Consider the following 22598-nt stretch of genomic DNA (forward strand, 5'->3'; position numbering starts at 1 on the left):
ACCCGAACCTCAGTCCTCGGCGGCGGCCAGCTGTCCGCAGGCGCCGTCGATCTCCTTGCCGCGGGTGTCGCGCAGCGTGGTGGGCACGCCCAGCTCCTCGAGCCGGTTCACGAACGCCTGCATGACCTCCGGCTCCGACGACGTCCAGATGGATCCCGGAGTGGGGTTCAGCGGGATCGGGTTCACGTGGACCCAGCCGCGGCCGCGGGCGTTGAGCTTCTCGGCCAGCAGCTCGGCGCGCCAGAGGTGGTCGTTCATGTCCTTGATGAGCGCGTACTCGATGGACACCCGGCGACCGGTGGTCTCGTAGTAGTAGCGGGCGGCGTCGATGGCCTCGTCGGCCTTCCACCGCGAGTTCACCGGGATCATGTCGTCGCGCAGCTCGTCGTCGGGGGCGTGCAGACTCAGCGCGAAGGTGATCGGCAGGTTCTCGTCGGCGAGCTTGCGGATCGCCGGGACCAGCCCGACGGTGGAGATCGTGATGCCCCGGGCGCTCATCCCCAGCCCCTCGGGCGCCGGGCCGACCATGCGGTGCACGGCGTTCATCACGCGCTTGTAGTTGGCCAGCGGCTCGCCCATGCCCATGAAGACGATGTTCGAGACCCGCTGCGGGCCGGTCGCCGACGTCGACCCGTCGGAGGATGCGCCCGCCTGACCCTGCTTGACGGCGCTGATCTCGGAGTAGCCGTCGGCCTCGGACGCCGTCTCGTCGGCGAAGGCGGTCTCCTCGCCGAGCCCGGCGTGGTCGGCTTCCTCGGCGACCTCGGCCGCCGTCGGCGCGTCCAGCTCGCCGGCGGCGATCGCCCGGTTCGCCTGCACGATCTGATCGACGATCTCGGCGGCGGACATGTTGCGCGTCAGCCCGTTCTGCCCGGTGGCGCAGAAGGGGCAGTTCATCCCGCAGCCGCACTGCGAGGAGACGCACAGCGTGATGCGGTTCTTATAGCGCATCAGCACCGACTCGACCATCGCGCCGTCGAAGAGCCGCCAGAGGAACTTGATCGTCGCGCCGTCGTCGGTGGTCAGCCGGCGGACCTCGGTGAGCAGCGGCGGCAGGAACTCGCTCACCAGCTGCTCGCGGGTCTCGGCGGGCAGATCGGTCATCTGCTCCGGGTCGGCGGTGTAGTGCCGGAAGTAGTGCACCGAGAGCTGCTTGGCGCGGAAGCCCGGCAGGCCCATCTCCTGGGCCTTGGCCACCCGCTCCTCCATGGTGAGGTCGGCCAGGTGCTGCGGCGGCTGCTTGGCCTGCTTGGACTGGGCGAACTGCAGCTTCGGCCGCCCCTCGGCGTCGACGGGCTGCTCCCAGCCCTCCGCCTTCGGGCGGACCTGGGGACGCGACGCGTCGGTGCTCTGGCGGGGGTTCTTCGGTGCAGACATCGCCACCAGTCTCCCATGTCCCCGCGGATCGGGCATCCGCCGCGGAACCGGGCACCGGCGCGGACGTCGACTCAGGCGCTGGCGCGGCCGCGCTTCCAGTAGCCCATGAAGGAGACCTGCTTGCGGCTCATCCCGATGTCCTTGACCAGATGACGCCGCATCGCGGTGATGGTCCCGGCTTCGCCGGCCAGCCAGGCGTACTCGCGGAAGCCCTCCGGCTCGGCGACCTCCCAGAGCACCGCGTCGTCGTCGACGGTCGGCAGCTCGCCGGTCTCCGGCGCGCCGACAGCGTCGCGGGCCGGGCGGCAGGCCGCGGCGCGCTCGGCGAAGATCTCGGTCCGGCGGCGGCCCCAGTCCTGCACGGCGGCGGCGAGCAGCTCGCCGGGCTCGGCGCCGTCGCGGCCGTGCCAGTGCACCTGCACGCCGCAGCGGGCGGCGACCTCCAGCGCGTCGTCGCTGCTGGGCACCTCCAGGTGGGCCTCGCCGTGGATGCCGGCGGGCAGCTGTTCGAGGATCGCGCAGATCGCCGGCACTGCCGTCTCGTCGCCGGCGAGCAGCACGTCCTGCGCGGTGCCGGGGTTCCACTCGATGCCGCCGCCGGGCTCCTCGGAGCGGCCGTCGGGGCCGATGACGATCAGCCGGTCGCCGACCGCGACCCCGCTCGCCCAGGCCGAGGCCGGCCCTTCGGTGCCGTGGCAGACGAAGTCCACGTCGATCTCGCGGGCCTCGGGGCGGATCGCGCGGACGGTGTAGGTGCGGATGGGATTGCGCTCGTCCTCGTCGAGCTCGCGCCAGCGGGTGTACCACTCCATCATCGACGGCGCCGGCTCGGCGAAGAGCCCGACGTCGGGGAAGCTGCCGTCGGCCCGCGGCAGGAAGAGCTTGATGCGCTGATCGAGCCCGCCGGTGCCGAAGTGCACCAGCGACTCGTCGGCCAGCGTGACGCGCACGAAGTGCGGGCTGAGCACCTGCACTGCCGAGACCGTGGTGTCGAAGGCGGTGCAGGCCGGACGCGCGGCGGGGCGGGCGGCGTCGGCGCGGGTGCGACGGCCGGTGCGGGCCTCGGGCACCGCCTGCAGCCGCCGCTCGGCGTCGGGCCGTGCGGACTCCTCGCGGGTCGTCTCCTCGACAGGCTGTGCGCTCATCGGGCCCCTTCCCCCGCACAGTGCGGCCGATCCGATCTGTGCGGCGTGCTCGCCGGAGGCCGCGACGGCGGATCCGCCGCGGCGAGGCGCCCCGAACCGCAACACCGGTCTCACCCGGTCGGGTCAGGGACGCCTCACCAAACTAGCTCCATTTAGGGCATGGCGCAATCATCTAAATCTGAGCGATGACCTCGCCTCCCCGGGCCGGATCACTCCGAGCGGGCCCGGAAGCGACGCAGCCGCAGACTGTTGGCCACCACCGAGAGCGAGGAGAGCACCATCGCCGCCCCGGCGAGCATCGGGTTGAGCAGCCCGAGGGCGGCCAGCGGGATCGCGACCGTGTTGTAGAGGAAGGCCCAGAAGAGGTTGGACCGGATGGTGCTCAGCGTCCGCCGCGACAGCCGCACCGCATCGCCGACGCTGCGCAGGTCCCCACGCATCAGGGTGATGTCGGCGGCGTCGATGGCGACGTCGGTGCCGGTGCCCATCGCCAGACCCAGATCGGCCTGGGCCAGGGCGGCGGCGTCGTTGACCCCATCGCCGACCATCGCCACCGTCCGACCCTGCCGCTGCAGCTCGGCCACGGCGGCCACCTTGTCCTCGGGCAGCGCCTCGGCGACGACGTCGTCGACGCCGATCTCCGCCGCGACCCGCCGGGCGGTGCCGGCATTGTCGCCGGTGAGCAGCGTCGGGGCGAGCCCGAGCGCGCGCAGCTCGGCGACGGCGGCCGCCGAGCTGTCCTTCACCGCATCGGCCAGGATCAGCACCCCGGCGAAGGCGCCGTCGACGGCGACCAGCACCGCCGTCCGGCCGCGGGACTCGACGTCGGTCAGCATCGCTTCGACGTCCTCCGGGACCCCGACCTGCCGGTCGGTCAGGAAGGCCCGGCGTCCGACGGCGACCTCCCGGGACTCCACGACGCCGGTCACGCCGCGGCCTTCGTGGTTGGCGAAGTCCTCGACCGCCGGCAGCGCGCCGATACGAGTGCCGAGCGCGTCGGCCGCGGCCGAGGTCACCGCCCGGGCGATGGGGTGCTCGGAGCCGGACTCCAAGGCGCCGGCCAGCCGCAGCAGCTCCCGCTCGCCGAGCTCGTCATGGGCGGAGTGGACCGCGGTCAGGCCCATAGTGCCGGCGGTGACGGTGCCGGTCTTGTCCAGCACGACGGCATCGATGCCGCGGGAGGCCTCGAGCACCTCGGGCCCGCGGATGAGGATGCCCAGCTGGGCGCCGCGACCGGTGCCCACCAGCAGCGCAGTGGGAGTGGCCAGACCCAGCGCGCAGGGGCAGGCGATGATCAGCACCGCCACCGCGGCGGTGAAGGCCTCCTCCGGCGCCGCGCCGATGAGCAGCCAGGCGCCCAGGGTCAGCACGGCGACGGCCAGCACCACCGGCACGAAGACTCCGGCGATGCGGTCGGCGAGCCGCTGCACCTCGGCTTTGCCGGACTGGGCCTGCTCGACGAGCCGGGCCATCTGCGCCAGCTGCGTGTCGGCGCCGACGCGCGTGGCCCGGACGACCAGCCGTCCGGAGGTGTTGACCGTCGCTCCGGAGACCAGGCTGCCGGGCGCGACGTCCACCGGCAGCGATTCGCCGGTGAGCATGGACATGTCCACTCCGGAGACTCCGGCGACGACGACGCCGTCGACGGCGATCTTCTCCCCCGGGCGGACGACGAAGCGGTCGCCGACGGCCAGCTGCTCGACGGTGAGACGAACCTCCTCGTCGCCGCGCAGCACGGCGACGTCCTTCGCCCCCATCTGCAGCAGGTCGCGCAGCGCCGAACCCGCGCGACGCTTGGAGCGCTTCTCGAACCAGCGTCCGAGCAGCAGGAAGGTGGTCACCGCGGAGGCGACCTCGAAGTAGACCGCCGAGGTGGCCTCCGACTCGGCGGGGAAGAAGGTGAAGGCGTGCCGCATGGAGGCCTCGCCGGCGGAGCCGAGGACCAGCGCGTAGAGCGACCAGCCGAAGGCCGCCAGCGTGCCCAGCGAGATGAGCGTGTCCATCGTGGCCGCGCCGTGCCGGGCGTTGACCGCCGCCGCACGGTGGAACGGCCAGCCGGCCCAGCCGACCACGGGCAGGCTGAGCACCAGCGAGGCCCAGCCCCAGTGGTCGAACTGCAGCGCCGGCACCATGGCCCAGGCGACGATCGGCACGGTGAGCACGGCCGCGACGACGAGCCGGCGACGCAGCCCGCGCAGCTCGCGGTCGGTGCGGGCCTCGGCGCCGTCGCCGGCCTCGGCCTGCGCCGGCGGGGCCGACGGCTCGGCCTGGTAGCCGGTCTTCTCCACCGTGTCGACGAGGCGCTCGACGAGCGCCTCCCGGTCGCCCGGGGACGCCGCCTCGACGCGGGCCTTCTCGGTGGCATAGTTGACCCAGGCGGTGACGCCGTCGAGGCGATTGAGCTTCTTCTCGATCCGGCTCGCGCAGGAGGCGCAGGTCATCCCGCCGATCTTGAGCTCGACGGACTCGAGCGCGGCGGGATCGGCGGGGTCGCGCTCCGCGGACCGGGTCTGCTCCGGATGCGTCGTCATGCCGCGCGGGCCGCCTGGTAGCCGGCCTCGTCCACGGCGGCGACGACGGCCTCCTCGGAGACTGCGGCGCCGTCGTCGACGCTGATCCGCAGCGCACCCTCGGAGGCGCTGACCGATTCGACGGTCACGCCCTCGAGCGCGCCGACCTCCTCGCGCACCGCGGACTCGCAGTGACCGCAGGACATGCCGGTGACGGTGTAATTCTGGACGGCGGGCATGGGAACCTCCTGGACTCGGGGCGTCGGCGGCGGCCGGGTTCACCGGACCGCCGCCTCGTCTCGCCACCAATATACCCCTGAGGGGTACACATGTATACCCCTGTCGGGTATCGTGGAGCATAGTCGATCCGAGACGAGGAGACCCCATGACGACCCCGGAGACCGACCTGGTGCACTCTGCAGACCAGGTCATCGCCCAGGCCGAGCACCCTGGCCTGCCGCACGACGAGCACTCCCCCGAGAAGCCCGCCGGGCACGGATACATGTCCGAGAAGGAGAAGTACCTCTCGCGCGTGCGCCGCATCGAGGGTCAGGCGCGCGGCATCCACCGGATGATCGAGGACGACACCTACTGCATCGACATCCTCACCCAGATCAGCGCGATGACCTCCGCACTGGAGAACGTGGGGCTCGCGCTGCTGGACGACCACCTGAAGCACTGCGTGGCCCATGCCGTGCAGAACGGCGGCGACGAGGCCGAGGAGAAGCTGCAGGAGGCCCAGGCCGCGATCCGCCGACTCGTGAAGTCCTGACGCGCGAAGCCCCGCCCCCATGGAGTTCTGAGACGGGCCGCGGGATCCGGCCTGCCGGGCGCGCGGCCGACGTCGACACCCTCCCGCCCCTGCGACGGGTCTGGCAGCTCCTAGACTGGCGCCATGGTCACACCCCTGCGCGGCACGCTGCTGCTCGTCGGCGGCACCGCCGCCCTCGGAGGCACCTCGCTGCTGATCTCCTCGATCGCCGCCGACCCGATCGTGATCGCCGCCCTGCGCTGCCTGCTGGCGGTGCCGATGCTGCTGCCGATGATCCTCTGGGAGCTGCGCCGCGTCGACCGACGCGCCTCGCTGCCTCGCCGCACCGTCCTCGGCGCGCTGCTGGCCGGGCTGGCGCTGGGGGTGGACTACAGCTTCTGGAACACCTCGATCGGCGCCGTCGGCCCGGGCATCGCCACTGTGCTGCTGAACATCCAGCTGGTGATGCTGCCGCTGATCGCCTGGCTCTCCGAGGGCACCCGGCCGATGCGCCAGCTGGCGCTGATCATCCCGCTGATGCTGGTCGGCGTCGCGCTGACCGCCGGCGTGCTCGACGTCGACCTCGCGCAGCTGCGCCTCGGCGGAGTGCTCGCCGGGCTGGCAGCCGGCACCGCCTATGCGATCTATCTGGCCGTGATCCGCCGCACCGCCCCGGCGACGACGCGACCGGCCTCGTTCACCGTGCTGGGGCTGGTCTGCCTGGCCGCCGGGCTGGCGGCGGCGATGGCGAGCCTGGTCACCGGCGGCTTCGAGATCCCCGCCGAGCCGCTGGCCTGGGGGCAGCTGCTCGCCCTCGCGCTCCTCGGCCAGGTGGTGGTCTTCTGGTGCCTCAACGTCGGCATGACCGGGGTCTCGGAGACGACGACGAGCACGCTGCTGCTCCTGCCCGGCGTCTTCGCGCTGGCGCTCAGCGCCGTGCTGCTGCGGGAGACGCCGACGCCGGCCCAGCTGCTCGGCTGCGCGGCGATCATCGGCGGGGCCTGGTGGGCCGCCCAGGCCTCGCACCGGCACGCCCGCCGCCGAGCGGCCGGCGCCGATCCTGATGCCACGTCCGCACCCGGTCGTCACGCCCGAACAGAGACGTGACATCCCGGTGAGGACGTGACACGACGGCGGCCCGGCCCCGAGGTCTCGCCCCGGACCCGGACCGCCGCCGTGTCACACCTGTCGCACCCCGCCTGATTCCCCGCGGACTCGCGGCGAGCACCGCGGCCCGGCCGGCCAGGACCGCCCGGGCCAGTGCTGAGCCGTCGGCTCAGTGATCGTGGGAGTCGCCGCCCTCCTCGGCACCGCTCTCCTCGCCGTGCTCGGCACCCTTCTCCTCGCCGCCCTCGTCGCCGCCCTCGCCGTGCTCGGCGTCGCTCCCCGCGGAGACACCCTCGACCACCTCGCCGTCGGCGGCGGTGATCTCGTTCGGGGTGAAGCCGACGTCGACAGTGTTGAGGACCTCGCCGGCGGCCAGGTCGACCATGTGGATCTGCTCGGCGTCGGGCTCGGTGATGTAGGCGATGTCGTCGACGACGCGGATCGCCGGCCGCGGCTCCTGCCACTCCTCCGGCTCGGTCCAGGAATCCATAATCTCCAGCGTCTCGAGCTCCTCGCCGGTCTCCTCGTCGAAGGTGTGCAGCACCCCGTCCTCGGCGAGCACCAGCGCCTCCCCCTCGGGACCGCGCGCCAGCGACCGGAAGTTGTAGGCGGCCCCGACGTCGGCGCGGGTGATCTCCTCGGACTCGGAGTCGATCAGCGCGATCTCGGTCATCGGCTCCTCGGCGTCCTCGTCGGTGTTGTAGTCGCCCAGCAGCACCGGCGAGCCCTCGGCCGGGAAGAGGTTGCCGCTGCGCGCGTAGTCCGGCTCGGCGTCGATCTTGGTGAAGCTCTCGCCGTCGTAGAGCAGGGCGCCGTCCTCGCAGCCCAGTGCGATGGTGCCGTCGGAGAGCGCGGCCTCGCCGTGCACCTCCGGACAGTCCTCGCTGCGGGCGATCTCTTCGCCGTCGGCGTCGACGACGTGGGCGCCGCTGCGCTGCTCCTCGTCGCCGAGAGTCTCCAGCCGCGAGCCGTCCTCGAGCACGACGGCGACGCCGTGGTGGGCCTCGGCGGTCTCGGCGGCCTCAGTGGGCAGCTCCTCGGCGTAGCCCTCCTCGGCCAGCGTCGACAGGTCGGCGAGGTCGTGGGTGCGGATCTCCCCGGTGCCGTCGAAGAAGAGCGCGCCGGTGCCGTGATGGGGCACCACGTGGCCGGGGTGGTCCCCGTCGACGGTGACATCGGTGAGCACCGGGTCGGTCGTGTAGTAGTGATTGTGCGCGCCATGCGGCTCGCCCCAGGTGCCGACGTCCAGCAGACGGAAGCCGCCGCCCTCGCTGAGGAAGACATGGCGTCCGTCGCCGGCCGGATTCACCCGCAGGAAGCCCTCGGCGTCGAAGTCGCCGAGCGTCTCCAGCGTGGCGCCGTCGAGCACGGCGACGCCGCCGTCGTGGGTCACCGCCAGGCGCGTCGTCGGGCCGGCGGCCTCCTGCGCCTCGCGCTCGGCGGGGTCGACGGACTCGGAGGCGGAGGACGAGCCCTCCGGCTCGTCGTCGGACGCACCCGCGGCCCCGTCAGCACAGCCGGCCAGGGCGACGGCGGAGACGAGCAGCAGGGACAGGGAGGCGGAGTGATGTCGTTTCATGCGAACCATTCTCACCAATCCGGGGACGTGTTGCAAATCATTCTCATTCTCCCTTCGCCGGAGAGCTGGGCCGCCCAGGTGTCGCTTTGTGTCCGCGGGCCGCCGCTGAGCCCTGGCGGCTCCATAGACTGGCGGACATGCCCAGCACCCAGTGGAACCCCGGGGCCTATCTGACCTACGCCTCGGAGCGGACCCAGCCGTTCATCGATCTGCTGCAGCGCGTGCGCGCGCCGCAGGCGACCTCGATCCTCGACCTCGGATGCGGCCCCGGCAACGGGATGCCGGTGCTGCGCGGCATGTGGCCGCATGCGCGGATCACCGGCGTCGACTCCAGCGCCGAGATGCTCGACCGCGCCCGCGAGGCCACCGACGACGCCCGGATCAGCTACCGGCGCTCCGACATCCGCGAGGTCACCCTCGACGAGCCGGCCGACCTCGTGGTCTCCAATGCCGCCCTGCAGTGGCTGCCCGACCATCGCGACCTGCTGCCGCGCCTGATGGACCTCGTCGCCCCCGGCGGCACGCTCGCAGTGCAGGTGCCGGGCAACTTCGGCGCCCCCAGCCACCGGCTGCTCGCCGAGCTCGCCGGGCGCGAGCCCTACGCGGCCCACGTCGACGCCGGATCGCTGCTGCAGCCGACTGCAGAGGTGGCCGACTACATGCTCGACGTCGCCCGGCCCGGCTGGCAGATCGAGGGCTGGGAGACCCGGTACCACCACGTGCTGACCGGCGAGGACCCGGTCTTCGAGTGGATCTCCTCGGCCGCGGCGCGGCCGGTGCTGCAGGCGCTGCCGGAGCCGGAGCTCTCCGCGTTCGTCGCCGAGTACAAGGCCGCGCTGCGCGAGGCCTACCCGAGGACGGCGCTGGGCACGATCCTGCCGTTCCGCCGGCTGTTCCTCATCGCCCGCCGCCCGCAGGAGTGACCCGGGCGGGCCCGGCGCCCAGCCGGCCCGACGCGGCCGACGGCGGCGTCGAGGTCGGACGCGTATGATCGACGGCGCCCGGACGCCTGCGCCGGGCCGACCCCTCCGGGCCGGCCCGCCCGGCCCGGCACGCCCCGCACGTCCCGATCAGCGAGGTCCCATGCCGCTCCACCCCGCCCCGACGCCGCGCACTCCGTGGATCGTGATGAGCACCTATGTGCTGGTGACGCTGGTCCTGGCCTGGGCAGTCACCCTGCCGCTGGTGGTGCAGTCCCCGGCCGAGCGCGCCGATGCTCCGCTGGAGCTGCACCAGAACCTCTTCCTGCTGAGCCCGCTGGTCGGCGCGATCGTCGCCTGGTTCGTCGAGCGCCGCCAGCCCCTGGCCGTGCTCCACGGCGTGACGGCGGGATCCCGCGGCGCGAGCGAGGCGAGCGACGCTGATGCCGCGGATGCCGCCGGCGAGGAGATCTCGCAGAACGGCGTCACCTCCCCGCTGCGCCGCCAGCACCTGGCCGATGCGCTGGGCCTGACTCCGCTGCGCCCGGTCTCACGGCTGATCAGCTGGTGCGTGCTGGCGCTGCTGCTCTTCCTCGCCCTGACGCTGGCCGCGCTCGGCGTCGGCGCGCTGTTCGGCGTCTACCCGCTGGACCTCTCGATGCCGCTGTTCACCCAGGACCTGGCCCGCAGGCTGGGCGAGCAGGACGGCGGCCAGTTCCTGGCCAGCGGCCTGCTGGTCGAAATCGGCGTCATCGTCGTCTCGGCGATCGCGACGATGCCGCTGCATGCCACGGCCGAGATGGGCTGGCGCGGCTGGTTCTTCCCGCGGTTGCAGCGCCGCATGGGCCCGACGGCGGCGGTGCTGGCCACCGGCGTGCTCACCGGAGTCTGGCACACGCCGCTGCTCGCCGTCGGCTTCCACTACACGGCCACCCCGCTTCCACTGGCAGTGCTGCTGATGTGCGGCTACTGCGTGGTGATCGGCGGCCTGCTGGCCTGGATGCGGATGCGCTCGGGCTCGATCTGGCCGGCGGCATTCGCCCAGTCGATGATCACCGCCGCGACGATCCTGCACTTCTGGTTCGCCGGCGCCGACCCGCAGTTCGACTACCGGGCGGCGACGCTGCAGGGCTGGTCCGGCTGGATCATCCCCGGGGTGCTGCTGGGCGTCCTGCTGCTGGCCCGGCGTCGGGCCTTCGCCCCGACCGGCTGAGCCGCCGGCCCCGCACCGCCCGCTGGAGGGGCCGGAGGGCGATCATGCCCGCGCGCCGGGCCGCCTCGCCGCAGGACTCACCCGCCGCCGCGTCCCTGATGAGTCTCGTTTTTCCTGCCGGAAACAGCCCGATGCCACGGGTGAAACACCCTCTTGGAAGGGTGGGCGCCATCGTCATCACCTCCACCGGGACCGGCCCGTCCGGCCGGCCCGAGGAGGAGGACACCCGACGGCGGAAGGCAGGACTGCACGATGAGCCCCACTCCCCACCCCTCCGGACCGCTGGCCGAGCAGCAGGTGAGCCCCGCGCCCTCGAGCGTCGACGACGGCACGATCGACGGCGGCACAGTCGGCGGCGGCGCGCGCACTGAGGCCCCGGCCGGCCCGACCGATCGGCTCGTCGTCGAGCGCGGCCGCTGGATCACCAACTGGCAGGCCGAGGACCGGGACTTCTGGGAGGGGCCGGGACGCCCGACGGCGCGGCAGAACCTGATCTGGTCGGTCTTCTGCGAGTTCCTCGGCTTCGCGGTCTGGCAGCTCTGGTCGGTGACGGTCATCTTCCTGCCCGAGGTCGGCTTCTCGCTGACCACCGGCCAGCAGTTCTGGCTGGTCTCGCTGCCGCCGCTCGTCGGCGCGACGCTGCGCATCCCCTACAGCTTCACCGTCGCCCTCTTCGGCGGGCGGAACTGGACGATCATCTCCGCGGCGCTGCTCCTGATCCCGACGCTGGCGATCACGCTGACCCTGGGCAGCCCGGACACCCCGATCTGGGTGCTCTTCCTCATCGCCGCGGCGGCGGGCTTCGGCGGCGGCAACTTCGCCTCCTCGATGTCCCACATCACCTTCTTCTACCCCGCCCGCGAGAAGGGCGCGGCGCTGGGGATCAACGCCGCCGGCGGCAACCTCGGCGTCGCCGTCTCGCAGCTGCTGGTGCCGATCGTCGTCAGCGCCGCCGCCTTCGACGCACTGCAGCCGAACCTGCCGATGGCCGGGCTGTTCTGGATCCCGTTCATCCTGGTCGCGATCTGGGGCGCGAGGCGGTACATGCACAACCTCTCGCACGCGAGGAACGACATCGCCGGTTCGCTGTCGACGCTGCGGGAGAAGCACCTCTGGGTGATCGGGCTGATCTACATCGGCACCTTCGGATCCTTCATGGGCTTCGGCTCGGTCTTCCCGACGCTGATCACCATGACCTTCCCGGAGTTCTCCTCCTTCCAGGTGCTCGGCGCCGCGCTCTCGCTGGCCTTCCTGGGCCCGCTGGTGGGCTCGCTCTCCCGCCCCTGGGGCGGCCGGCTGGCCGACCGCTCCGGCGGCGCCCGGATCACTGTGGCGACCTTCCTGATCATGGCCGCGATCACCGCGCTGGTGGTGCTGACCCTGCCGCTGGAGAACTTCTGGCTCTACCTGACGCTGTTCATGGGGCTGTTCACTCTGACCGGCATCGCCAACGGCTCCAGCTACCGGATGATCCCGATCGTCTTCAAGCTCTCGGTCCGCGCGGACGACCGCGTCGGCCATGAGCGCAAGGCCTCGGCCGCGCTGGGACTGATCGGCGCGATGGGCGGCTGCGGCGGCTTCGCCATCCCGCAGATCCTCAACGCCTCGCACAGCTCCACCGGCGCCTTCGACGTCGCCTTCTGGGGCTTTTCCGCCGCCTACGTCGGATTCGCCGTGCTGACCTGGGCGGTCTACATGCGGCCGGGCACGGTCTTCTCCCGGGCGAACGTCTGAGGCGCCGATGACCGAGACCACCCCGACGACGCCGGCCGGTCCGGACCCCGGCCCCAGCTCCGAGGCGCCGCAGACGCGCAGCGTGCAGACCCACTGCCCGTACTGCGCGCTGCAGTGCGCGATGACGCTGACGGTCACCTCGCGGCCCGACGCCGGCGACGACTATGCCGTCGCCGGCGCGGAGTTCCCCACCAATCGCGGACGGCTCTGCCGCAAGGGGGCGACGGCGGCGGATCTGCTCACCCGCGGTGACCGGCTGACCGCCCCGCTGCTGCGCGACGCCGACGGCGAGCTCCGCGAGACCGACTGGGACAGCGCCCTGGCCCACGTCGCCTCGCGGGTCGCCGCGCTGCAGGACGCGCACGGCCGCGACGCCGTCGGAGTGTTCGGCTCCGGCGCACTCACCAATGAGAAGGCCTACGCGCTGGGCACGTTCGCCCGCACCGTGCTGGGCACCGCGCAGATCGACTACAACGGCCGGTTCTGCATGTCCTCGGCGTCGAAGGCCTCCACGCTGGCCTTCGGCCTGGACCGCGGGATGCCCTTCCCGCTGACCGACCTCGACGGCGCGGCGACCATCCTGCTGCTCGGCTCGAACGTCGCCGACACCATGCCGCCCTTCGTCCAGCACCTTCAGGGCGCGCGGGAGAAGGGCGGGCTGATCGTCGTCGACCCGCGGCGCTCGAACACCGCCGCGCTGACCGAGGGCGAGGCCGGCTTCCACATCGCTCCCTCCCCCGGCGGCGATCTGGTGCTGCTGCTCGCCGTCGCCCAGGTGATCCTCGACGAGGGCTTCGCCGCCGAGGACTACCTGGCTGAGCGGGTCGACGGGCTGGCCGCCTTCCGACGCGCGGCGATGCGCTGGTGGCCCGAGCAGTCCCAGACGGTCACCGGCGTCGGGGCAGACATGATCCGCCAGCTGGCCCGCCGGCTGGGCCACGCCGCCGCCCGGGCCCGGGCCGGCGGCGACCCGGTGTTCATCCTCACCGGCCGCGGCGTCGAGCAGCACCGCGACGGCACCGACACCGCACGGGCGGCGATCAGCCTGGCGCTGCTCCTGGGACTGCCGGGCACCGACGCCGGCGGCTATGGCACGCTGACCGGCCAGGGCAACGGCCAGGGCGGCCGCGAGATGGGCCAGAAGAACGACCAGCTGCCCGGGGCGCGCTCGATCCTCGACCCGACCGACCGCGCCCATATGGCCGAGGTCTGGGGCGTCGACGAGGCCGCGATCCCCGGCGTCGGCCGGTCGGCCGCCCAGCTGCTGCACACGATGGGCACCGGAGACGGCGTGCGCGGACTGCTGGTCCACGGCTCCAATGTGGCGATCTCCGCACCCGACGCCGACCGGGTGCTGGAGAACCTGCGCGAGCTGGATCTGCTGGTGGTCGCCGATTTCTTCCTCTCCGAGACCGCCGCGGAGGCCGACGTCGTGCTGCCGGTGCTGCAGTGGGCCGAGGAGGAGGGCACCATGACCAGCCTCGAGGGCCGGGTGCTGCGCCGCCGGCGCGCCGTCGAGCCGCCGGCCGGACCACGCTCGGAGCTGGAGATCCTCGCCGAGCTCGCCCGCCGACTGGGCTCGCAGGTGGACGTCCCCACCGAGCCGGCCGCAGTCTTCGCCGAGATCGGACGGGCCACGCGCGGGGCGACGGCCGACTACTCGGGGCTGGACTACGCCGCCCTCGACGACGGCCAGGCCGCCTACTGGCCGCTGCCGGCCGAGCCGGCGTCGTCGACCGCACGGACCGCCGCGTCGGTCGGTGCGGAGGAGGCCGGCGAACGCACCACCACCGACGAGCCGATCGCCGGCACCGCACGGATGTTCCGCGAGCGATTCGCCCATCCCGACGGCCGGGCGAGGCTGACCGACATCCGCGCCGGCCGCGGCGTCGCACCGGCCGGCCGGCAGCTGGTCTTCACCACCGGCCGGCTGATGGAGCATTACCAGTCCGGCGCGCAGACCCGCCGGGTCCAGGAGCTGCACGCCGCGCATCCCGCGCCCACGCTGCAGCTGCACCCTGCCGTCGCCGCGCAGTTCGGGCTGGCCGAGGGCGAGCCGGCGACCGTCACCAGCGACCAGGGCGAGATGACCGGGCTCGTGGTCCTCGACTACAGGCTGCGCACTGACACCGTCTTCGCCCCCTTCCACTTCTCCGGCGCGGGCACGGCCAATCGCATCACCCGGGGACTGACCGATCCGCAGTCGAAGATGCCGGAGTTCAAGAACACCCCGGTGAGCATCCGGCCCGCGGAGACGCGCGATCCCCTGGCCGTCGCGACGACTGAGGAGATGCCCCGATGACCGCTCCGCCCTCCTCCCCCGCTCCGCAGTGCCCGGTGCCCGCCTCCGACGGCATCGACGGCGCGGCCGTCCCGCATGTGGTCGTCGTCGGCTTCGGCCCGGTGGCCGCCCGCCTGCTCGACGAGCTGCACGACGCCGTCGCCGACGGCGCGCTGCGGCTGACCATCCTCGGCGCCGAGCCGCAGCCGGCCTACCAACGCATCCGCCTCGGCGACGTCTCCGTCGGCCGCACCGCCCCGGAGGACCTCGCGCTGGCCGACGACGCCGAGCTGGTCGGCCTCGACGTCGACGTCCGCTGCGGGGTCACCGCGACGGCGGTCCACGCCGCGACCCGCGTGCTCACGCTCAGCGACGGCTCGGCGCTGCACTACGACCGGCTGGTGCTGGCCACCGGCGCGGAGGCGATCATGCCGCATATGCAGGTGGAGAGGCGCCGCAACGGCGCGATCGACGCCGAGCTGAGCATGCGCGCCCGCCGCGCGGCCGAGGCCGGCGGCGACCCGGGCGACCGCTTCCCCGACGGCGTCATGGCGCTGCGCACCATGGAGGATGCGACCACCCTCCGCGCCGCCGTCGCCGCCGGCGAGCCGGTGGTGGTTCTCGGCGGCGGTGTGCTCGGCGTCGAGGCCGCGCTCGCCGTCGCCGAAGTGGGATCGCCGGTGACGCTGGTCCACCGCGGCACCGCACCGATGGGCCGGCAGGTCGACGCCGACTCCGGCCAGCTGCTGCGCCGCGAGCTGGTCGCCGCCGGCGTCGACGTGCGCTCCTCCACCGACATCCACACTGTCGTCTCCGACGACGGGAGACTGGCCGCCGTGCGCACCTCGCGCGACGAGAAGCTGCCCGCCCGGCTGCTGGTCGCCTGCTGCGGCGTGCGTCCGCGGCACGAGCTGGCCTTCGACGCCGGGTTGCCCACCAAGTGGGGCGTGCACGTCGACCGCGACTGCCGCAGCCTCGGCGACGAGCACGTCTTCGCGATCGGCGACTGCGCGTCCCACGAGGGTCGCGACCCGTCGGGTCTCATCGGCCCGGGCTGGGAGCAGGCCGAGCTCGCCGCCGGGGCGCTGCGCCGCGATCTGGGGATGGCCGCCGACGTCGAGCGCGACGCCGCCGGGCGTCCGGTGGACCTGACCCGCCCGGACGACGTCGAAGAGGCCAAGGGGGCGGTCGACGACCCGCGTCTGGAGGTCATCCTGATGAAGTCGAAGACGCTGTCGGTCGCCTGCGCCGGCACCACCCAGGTGGACCCCTGGGCGCCGGAGGCGCCGACGGTCTCGACCTGGTCGGATCCGCAGGCCGGGCAGTATCTGCGCATCGTGACCGAGGGCGAGCGGCTGCTGGGCTTCGTCTCGGTGGGCATGGCGCGCGCCGCCGCCGAGCTGGCGATGCACGCGACCCGCGGCACTCTGCCGGTGGCCGACCGCACCGCGCTGGTCGCCGCCCAGCACGCCACCGCCGAGCAGGATTTGGGCGACGACGATGTCCTCTGCCGCTGCTCCGGGGCGACGGCCGGCATGGTCTCCGAAGCCGCCGAGACCTGCTCGACAGTGGACGAGGTCGGCGCGGCCTGCCGGGCGGGCACCGGCTGCGGGACCTGCCGCTCGTCGATCGAGAAGGTCCTGGCCGCAGCGCCGACGGCGGCGTGAGGGCGGGACGCGGACGCCGGACGACGCGCGCCGCCCGGGGGCGCGACGGTGTCATAGGGTGATCTCATGGTTTCTCCGCGGCCGCACCCCAGGATCCGCGACGTCGCACGCCATGCCGGCGTCAGCCCGATGACCGTCTCCCGTGCGCTGTCGGGCAGCGGAAACGTGAGTGCCTCGATGCGTCGGAAGGTGGAGGAGTCGGCGCGCGCCCTGGGCTACCGCCGCAATGAGAACGCCCGCAGTCTGCGCCCCGGCCATCGCAGCGGGCTCGTGGGCGTGGTGATCACCAACCTGTCGAACCCGTACTATGCGGAGGTGCTCGACGGGATCGGCGAGATCCTCGCGGAGGAGGATCGCCGGGTGCTGGTCGGCACCTCCCACGAGGACGTCGAAGAGGAGGCGACGCTGGTCGCCGACTTCGTGGGACGACGCGCCGAAGGGCTCATCGTGGTTCCTGCCGGCGGTCCGACGGAGCACCTCGAGCCCGAGGAGCGCCTCGAGGTGCCGCTGGTGCTCGCCTCCCGACGCCAGGACGGCGTGGACGTCGACTCCGTGCTGGTCGACGACGTACGCGGAGCCGAGGAGGTCACCGCGCAGCTGTTGTCCGAGGGGCACCGTCGCATCGCCTTCATGGGGAACGCGCTCTCCGTGTTCACCGGACGCCGTCGGTTCGAAGGGTTCGAGCAGGCGCACCGGGCCGTCGGCGTGTCGGTGCAGCCCGAGCTCGTGCGACGGGCGCAGCAGGACGTCCGGGACGCGGAAACCGCCGCGGGCGAGCTCCTCGATCTCGACGAGCCGCCGACGGCGATCTTCAGCGCGAACAACCGCAACATGGTGGGAGTGGTCAAGGCGCTCCACGCCCGTGGCGCCGAACAGGGACTCGATCTGTTCGCCCAGGTGCGCCTGGCCGGCTTCGACGATTTCGATCTGGAGGAGCTCGTGCCGGGCGACATCTCGATCGTCACCCACGATGCCCGCGAGCTCGGCCGCACCGCGGCCGAGCTGCTCCTCATGCGACTGCAGGGCAAGCGCACGGATCGGCCGACGCGGACCATCGAACTCCCCACCAGCATCCGCACCCGGCGCCGCGGGCCGACGACGTCGGACTGAGACCAGGCCGCCCATGGCGGCGCCGACCACCCGACCCCGATCAGGTCACGTGCCGAAAGTCCTTCGGGTGCCAGGTCAGCAGTGAGAACACCTGGACGGCGCCGGCCTGGTGGAGCGTCTGCGGCGTCGCCGAGGGGTCCGGCGCGCCGCCCCCGCCGCTCTGGAAGGAGAACAGTCCGGTCGAGTCATCACGGTTCCGCTCCCAGACCCGCCGGGCATAACGCTCCATGACGTCGTGGACCTCCGAGAGCACCTCCGGCTTCGCGGTACTGCACAGCAGCAGATTCGCGAAGAGGATCGCGTTGAAGATGACCGGCTGCGGATAGAGATTCTGCATCCGGCCCCAATGGTCCAGGGCGCCTCGCACATCCTCGGCGGCGACCTCGAGATACGATTCCTCGCCCGTGACCCGATGCAGCAGCACCGCCGCCCCGACCATCGCACCGGAGTTGTACGACCACAGCGTCTCGTTCACCGTCTCGTCGACGTCGATGGAATTGGCGTACAGGCCTGGGCCTCGACGCAGAGCCCGGTACACCCAGGACCACGTGCGGCGGGCCCAGTCGAGGTACTGCTGCTCGCCGGTCAGCTCATACAGATGCGCGGCGAGCTCCGACGTCAGAGACGTGACGTTCGTGGCGCCGCGGTGCGGGTTCCACTCGGCGTCGACCCAGTGCATCCCGCCGGGATGCTCCAGGGACTCGTCGGTGTCCCAGGCGCGCGGGAGGAACTCGAAGATCCGCACCGCGGCGGCGAGGGCCTCGGGCTCGCCGGTCATCCGGAAGCGACGGACCTGCTCGAGGCCGATCACCGCGTTGTCGTCGAAGTAGGCGTCCCCGCCCTCGCCGAACGGGGGCATGGGGTACGAGGCGTAGGCGCCCCGGCGGTCATCCCAGTACTTCTCCAGGGCGGCGAAACCGTCCGAGAGGCTCGCCCCGATGTCGGCCGTCGCCGCCGTGGCCTCTCGGGCGCTCCACACGAAGGCGTAGGGATCGCCGGCATCACCCTGCTCCTCTAGGTGGAGGCCCACCTCGGGCAGATACATGTGGCGCTGCATGGCGGCGAACGTGTCCTCGGCCCGATGACGCCAACGCCCACGTGCCGGTGTGGCGGAGGCGGGCGTCGCCGCGGCCCAGGGCAGCGTCGCCGCGAGCCCCGCGGCTCCGCCCCCGAGGATCAGTGAACGGCGAGACGGTCGACGGAATGTGCTCATGAGTTCCTCCTCGTCAGAAGCACCGAGGTCATCTCCAGCGGTGCAAGGTGCACGACGATCCCGTCCTCGTGCGCGGACAGCTCGCCCAAGGGATCGCCCAGGTAAGTCGCCCGGGCCGCGCCGACGACCGGGTCGGCGGTCCGGAGACGCAAGACGACGGGCTCCTCCGCGTAGGACTGGAGCCGCACCAGCAGTTCCCCAGGAGAGTCGGCCGGAGTCACCCCGACGAGTCGCACTCGGTCGTCGTCCAGCTCCAGCAGCGACCACTGGTCCGGAACGTCCGTCGCGACGCCCTCTCCGCCGGTGGCGAGGACGCCCACCAACGGATGGGTCAGCTGCGCGGCCGTCCGGTGCGCCAGCGCGGGGACGGAGACGTCCTCACCCGCCCGGCGCACGCCGATCGCATAGCGGAAGGTCGTCTCGAAGGCCTGTTCCACGGGGAAGTTGGTGTCCCAGAGGTTGTTGTGGACCCATGAGTAGACGGTTCCGGGCCGCCGGGGTGCCATGCTCTCCGGAAACGGCGCGTACGGCAGGGCGACCACCTCCGGGTGGATCAACGGGGCGTCGGCCGTGGCCCAGGCGATCGCCGTCGTCTCGTCCTCGAACGTCGCCCAGTCCCGGATCGCCTTCATGTGCTGAGGGGCCCCAGGCACCTCGGGCAGATCCGGGCCGGTGACGCCGCCGGTGATCTCATAACGCGTCCGCGGGCCGTCGACGGCGAAGGGGAAGGCGAAGTAGGCGCTCTCCTTCGTCATCGTGGCGGGCTTGGCCAGCCGGTTCTCGAGCTCCACGTGGGCGGCGTCATGCGGCAGACGCACTGTCACCCGCACCCAGTCCGCACCGTCGGCCGGGAACTCGTAGATCGCACGTTGTTCGACGGCAGTGCTGACGAATTCCTGCAGCACGGCGGGCTTCGCGAGGCTGCGGCTGCCGAGCAGCTCGAGCTCCTCGGAGGAGGAGGTCTTGTTCGCCTGGTGGTTATACCCGGGGGCGGAGGTGTACGTGTCGTAGAGGTAAGCGTTCATCCCCACCACCGCCTCCTGGTCGACGAGCTCCCGCCCCGAGGCGTGGTCGGCGATCGAGGCGAGGCAGCTACGGTCGAGGTCGACCTCGACGCGCAGGTGCTCGTTCTCCAGCACGACTCCCCGGGTCGACCGGGACGCCTGCGGCGAGACGGAGACGTCGGAAGCCGCCGCGGAAGATGCGAGGCCCGCGGACTCGACGGTCAGTCGGACGGCCCCAGTCGCGGGCACGTCCGGCACCCTCACCCGCACGAAATGCCCGGCAGCGCGGTTCTCCGGGTTGATCTGCGGCACCGCTTCGCTGGGGAGTATCTCGCCGCTGCGTGCATCCCGCACCCTCAGCGGCGCGTCCAGCGGGGAACGGGCCTCACTGATGAACAGAGAGGCGGTCCCAGACTGTTCCAGACCGGTGGGGTTGATCGCGGAGAACGTCGCCACAGCACCAAGCTCCTCGGGGAGCCCGACGCCGGCATGGGCGACGGCCGTGTCCAGCAGAAGCTCGGCATCGTCGCGGGCTTCCAGCGCCCGGGCGAACTTCCAGTGCCACTGCTCCTCGCCGGCGTCGCGGCCGACGTCGGCAGTGGTCCAGGGGTCAGAGGCGCCCCAGGTGTGCTCGTTGAACAGGGAGATCTCCTCGTGCAGCCGCCGGGCCCGTCCAGGCTCCCGGGGGATCGGCTCGCCGCCGAGCCCTTCGCCCACTGCGCTGACCAACTGCGCATCGGTCAGCAGCGACTGTGCACGTCGGACCATGGCCTGCGGGCGCGCTCCGCTGCCGATGCCCTCGACCCACCAATCGCCCCAGTCCCCGGTGATTGTCGGTATCTCCTCCCCCACACGCTCCTCGGCGGCGCGGAAGAAGTCGGTGTGGGTCGACATCCGGAGCTGCGGGTAATCCCAGGTCTCGTTCCACTGCTGGACGATGCGGGACTGCAGGAGGGTCGGCGGAGCATTGTCGCTGTGCCTCCCCAGCACGCGCAGGTGCAGAATGTCATGCGGATACGGCTCACGGTCCTCCACGGCCGGTCCGTGCCAGCCGAACGCTCCTGGACCGTAGGGATACCCGTGAGTGGACAGCGACGTCAGATACGTCGGCAGATACTCCTCGACGGTCTCGTAGTCGCTGGAGAATCCGAGGTTCGCTCCTTCCATATAGGCCAGCCCGTGCGGAGAGTCCGTCATCCACACCAGCACGCTCTCCCCCGACGGGGCGCGCCACCGGAACAGTCGCGGCAGATGCTGTCCGCCGACCAGGTGGGGCACCGAACGCCCGGCCCAGTTGTGCGCCACCGACAGGTAGGAGACGCCCTGCTGAGCCAAGGCCGCCGGAAGCCCCGCCGGCTGACCGGGAACATCGGTCTGCATCGCCGCACGGATCTCGACGTCGTGCTCACGTCGCAGATCACGTCGGATGCGGAGCAGCTCGTGCAGCTCGTCGGTGGAGCAGGTGTCCATATGCAGGTTGTAGGGCATGGCGGTCAGCTCGATCTGACCGGAACGCACCAGATCCATGAACGCTTCGACGTGCGCCCTCGGTCGTGATTCGATCCACGCGGCGAGCGGCTCGAGCGCCTCCACAGTCCACCGGAACCGAGCCTCTTCGGGAAGGTCGCGGGACGCCCGGGCGAACTCCACGCAGGAGTCGAAGAAGTTCAGCTGCTCCCGCCGCACGATGCCCTGGGCGTCCGTGTACCCGATGTCGTAGTGCGAATGCTGGACGAGATGGATGGACCATTCGCGCACAGGTTCCTGGACGAAGGTGACGCTCGCGTCCGGACCGAGGTCGGGGAACTCCAGAGTGAGCTGCGTCGCCTCCTCGACGGCGGGCACGAGCACGCGGATGCTGCCCGACGGTCCGGTCATGGTCCGCACGGGGGCCGAGGATCCTCCCCCGGAGCGCTGCTCGTCCAGGTGGACCCGACCGATGTCGCCGGCGTCGTCGCCCATCAACCGGACCGACTGGTGCATGCCGTCATCGACCCGACGCAGCAGGGGCTCGGGGACGACGCGGAGTCGGCGGCCGCCGACGTCGGCGACGGCCGCCGCAGCACGGTCGACGAGTCCGGCGCGGGCACGGTCGAGGGACCAGGGCTGATCTGCGATCAGTGCAGTTGTCATCGAATGGACCAATCGTCGTGGGGGTGGGGCGGGAGGACGGATCAGGGCGCCAGGCGCAGGGCGCCGACGAAGAACCGCTGGAAGGACAGGAAGAGGATCACCGTCGGCAGCGAGGCGACGATTCCGGCCGCCAGGATGACCGGCGGACCGAGGCCGGCGTACTGGCCGTTCAGCTCCCCGAGCGCGGCCATCAGCGGCCGCACGTTGGGACTGGTGGAAAGCGTGATCCCGAAGAGCAGGTCGTTCCAGGTGGCCAGGAACTGGAAGAGGAACGCGGCGATCAGGGCGCCGCGGGCCAGCGGCAGATGGATCCGAAGGAACATCATGATCCAGCCGGCTCCGTCCAGCTGGGCGGCCTCCATCATCTCCTTCGGCGCCGTGGTCATATAGTTGCGGATCACGAAGAAGGCGAAGGGGATGGCGATGGTCGTGTAGATCAGCAGCATCCCGTACTGGGTGTCGTACAGCGATGACGCGGCGTAGCCGTTGAACAAGGGCGAGAGGAACACCTGAAGCGGCAACAGGGTCCCGGCGTAGATCGCCCAGAACCACAGGGCCGGATGCTTCACCGGCATGATCACCACCGCGAAGGACGCCATCGCGGCGATCAACACGGCAAGCGCGCCGGCTCCGGCGGAATAGAGGAAGCTGTTCCACATGGCCTGACCGATGGCGGCCGTCTCGAAGGCCACCTGCAGGTTGCTGAGGAACTCGAAGGACTCGAACCACCAGCTCGGGCCGGAATAGTCGTCCGGTGCGGTGAAGGAGTTCACCACCACCAGGTAGGAGGGGACCAGCCAGATCGCCGCGACAGCGATCAGCAGTGAGCCATGCAGACGTCGGAGCATTCCGGG

General features: G+C 71.9%; 16 protein-coding genes. 8 read left to right on the forward strand and 8 right to left on the reverse strand.

Annotated elements, in window-relative coordinates; all coding sequences use genetic code 11:
* Positions 1-9 precede the first annotated feature (9 nt).
* From rlmN to GCL72_RS08630, 4 genes are all read right to left on the reverse strand, one after another.
* The gene (gene rlmN / locus GCL72_RS08615; RefSeq protein ID WP_153144310.1) at positions 10-1377 is read right to left on the reverse strand and encodes a 23S rRNA (adenine(2503)-C(2))-methyltransferase RlmN; all 1368 of its coding nucleotides are present in this window, start codon (positions 1375-1377) and stop codon (positions 10-12) included.
* 71 nt (positions 1378-1448) lie between these two features.
* Positions 1449-2522 (reverse strand): siderophore-interacting protein, encoded by a 1074-nt coding sequence (locus tag GCL72_RS08620; RefSeq protein WP_153144311.1) that lies wholly within the window; start codon positions 2520-2522, stop codon positions 1449-1451.
* 209 nt (positions 2523-2731) lie between these two features.
* Entirely contained in the window at positions 2732-5053 is a 2322-nt protein-coding gene (locus tag GCL72_RS08625) for a heavy metal translocating P-type ATPase (RefSeq protein WP_281347428.1), read from the reverse strand.
* Positions 5050-5271, reverse strand: coding sequence for a heavy-metal-associated domain-containing protein (locus tag GCL72_RS08630; protein ID WP_153144312.1), 222 nt, complete (start codon positions 5269-5271; stop codon positions 5050-5052). Before GCL72_RS08630 ends, GCL72_RS08625 begins: the two co-directional genes overlap by 4 nt.
* Positions 5272-5417: 146 nt before the next feature.
* On the opposite strand from GCL72_RS08630, the gene GCL72_RS08635 reads away from it, so the two are divergent.
* Positions 5418-5804 (forward strand): metal-sensitive transcriptional regulator, encoded by a 387-nt coding sequence (locus GCL72_RS08635; RefSeq protein WP_153144313.1) that lies wholly within the window; start codon positions 5418-5420, stop codon positions 5802-5804.
* A 123-nt stretch (positions 5805-5927) separates the two neighbouring features.
* Entirely contained in the window at positions 5928-6890 is a 963-nt protein-coding gene (locus GCL72_RS08640) for a DMT family transporter (RefSeq protein WP_153144314.1), read from the forward strand.
* Positions 6891-7059: 169 nt separating this feature from the next.
* Here GCL72_RS08640 and GCL72_RS08645 read toward each other — a convergent pair whose 3' ends face one another.
* Positions 7060-8469 (reverse strand): hypothetical protein, encoded by a 1410-nt coding sequence (locus GCL72_RS08645; RefSeq protein WP_211365011.1) that lies wholly within the window; start codon positions 8467-8469, stop codon positions 7060-7062.
* A gap of 137 nt (positions 8470-8606) precedes the next feature.
* Here GCL72_RS08645 and GCL72_RS08650 point away from each other — a divergent pair, with 137 nt between their 5' ends.
* The 6 genes from GCL72_RS08650 (at position 8607) to GCL72_RS08675 (ending at position 17394) form a co-directional block, all read left to right on the forward strand.
* Positions 8607-9392 (forward strand): methyltransferase domain-containing protein, encoded by a 786-nt coding sequence (locus GCL72_RS08650; RefSeq protein WP_153144315.1) that lies wholly within the window; start codon positions 8607-8609, stop codon positions 9390-9392.
* Positions 9393-9552: 160 nt separating this feature from the next.
* Positions 9553-10602, forward strand: a complete 1050-nt coding sequence (locus GCL72_RS08655) for a CPBP family intramembrane glutamic endopeptidase (RefSeq protein WP_170289603.1) — start codon at positions 9553-9555, stop codon at positions 10600-10602.
* Between the two features lie 252 nt (positions 10603-10854).
* Complete coding sequence (locus GCL72_RS08660; RefSeq protein WP_153144317.1) at positions 10855-12336, forward strand: MFS transporter; 1482 nt, start codon at positions 10855-10857, stop codon at positions 12334-12336.
* A gap of 7 nt (positions 12337-12343) precedes the next feature.
* Positions 12344-14638: a molybdopterin oxidoreductase family protein gene (locus GCL72_RS08665; RefSeq protein WP_153144318.1), complete on the forward strand. Its 2295-nt coding sequence runs from the start codon at positions 12344-12346 to the stop codon at positions 14636-14638.
* Complete coding sequence (locus GCL72_RS08670; protein ID WP_153144319.1) at positions 14635-16284, forward strand: FAD-dependent oxidoreductase; 1650 nt, start codon at positions 14635-14637, stop codon at positions 16282-16284. Before GCL72_RS08665 ends, GCL72_RS08670 begins: the two co-directional genes overlap by 4 nt.
* A 66-nt stretch (positions 16285-16350) precedes the next feature.
* Entirely contained in the window at positions 16351-17394 is a 1044-nt protein-coding gene (locus GCL72_RS08675) for a LacI family DNA-binding transcriptional regulator (protein WP_153144320.1), read from the forward strand.
* Between the two features lie 40 nt (positions 17395-17434).
* Here the strand turns inward: GCL72_RS08675 and GCL72_RS08680 are convergent, their stop codons facing one another.
* From GCL72_RS08680 to GCL72_RS08690, 3 genes are all read right to left on the reverse strand, one after another.
* Complete coding sequence (locus tag GCL72_RS08680; RefSeq protein ID WP_170289604.1) at positions 17435-18451, reverse strand: glycoside hydrolase family 76 protein; 1017 nt, start codon at positions 18449-18451, stop codon at positions 17435-17437.
* Positions 18452-18603: 152 nt separating this feature from the next.
* A complete protein-coding gene (locus GCL72_RS08685; protein ID WP_153144322.1) occupies positions 18604-21744 on the reverse strand; it encodes a glycoside hydrolase family 38 N-terminal domain-containing protein in 3141 nt (1046 codons plus the stop codon).
* A 41-nt stretch (positions 21745-21785) separates the two neighbouring features.
* Positions 21786-22592, reverse strand: coding sequence for a carbohydrate ABC transporter permease (locus GCL72_RS08690; protein ID WP_153144323.1), 807 nt, complete (start codon positions 22590-22592; stop codon positions 21786-21788).
* Between the last annotated feature and the right edge of the window lie 6 nt (positions 22593-22598).

Source organism: Nesterenkonia halophila, assembly GCF_009467795.1.
GTDB classification, from domain to species: domain Bacteria; phylum Actinomycetota; class Actinomycetes; order Actinomycetales; family Micrococcaceae; genus Nesterenkonia; species Nesterenkonia halobia.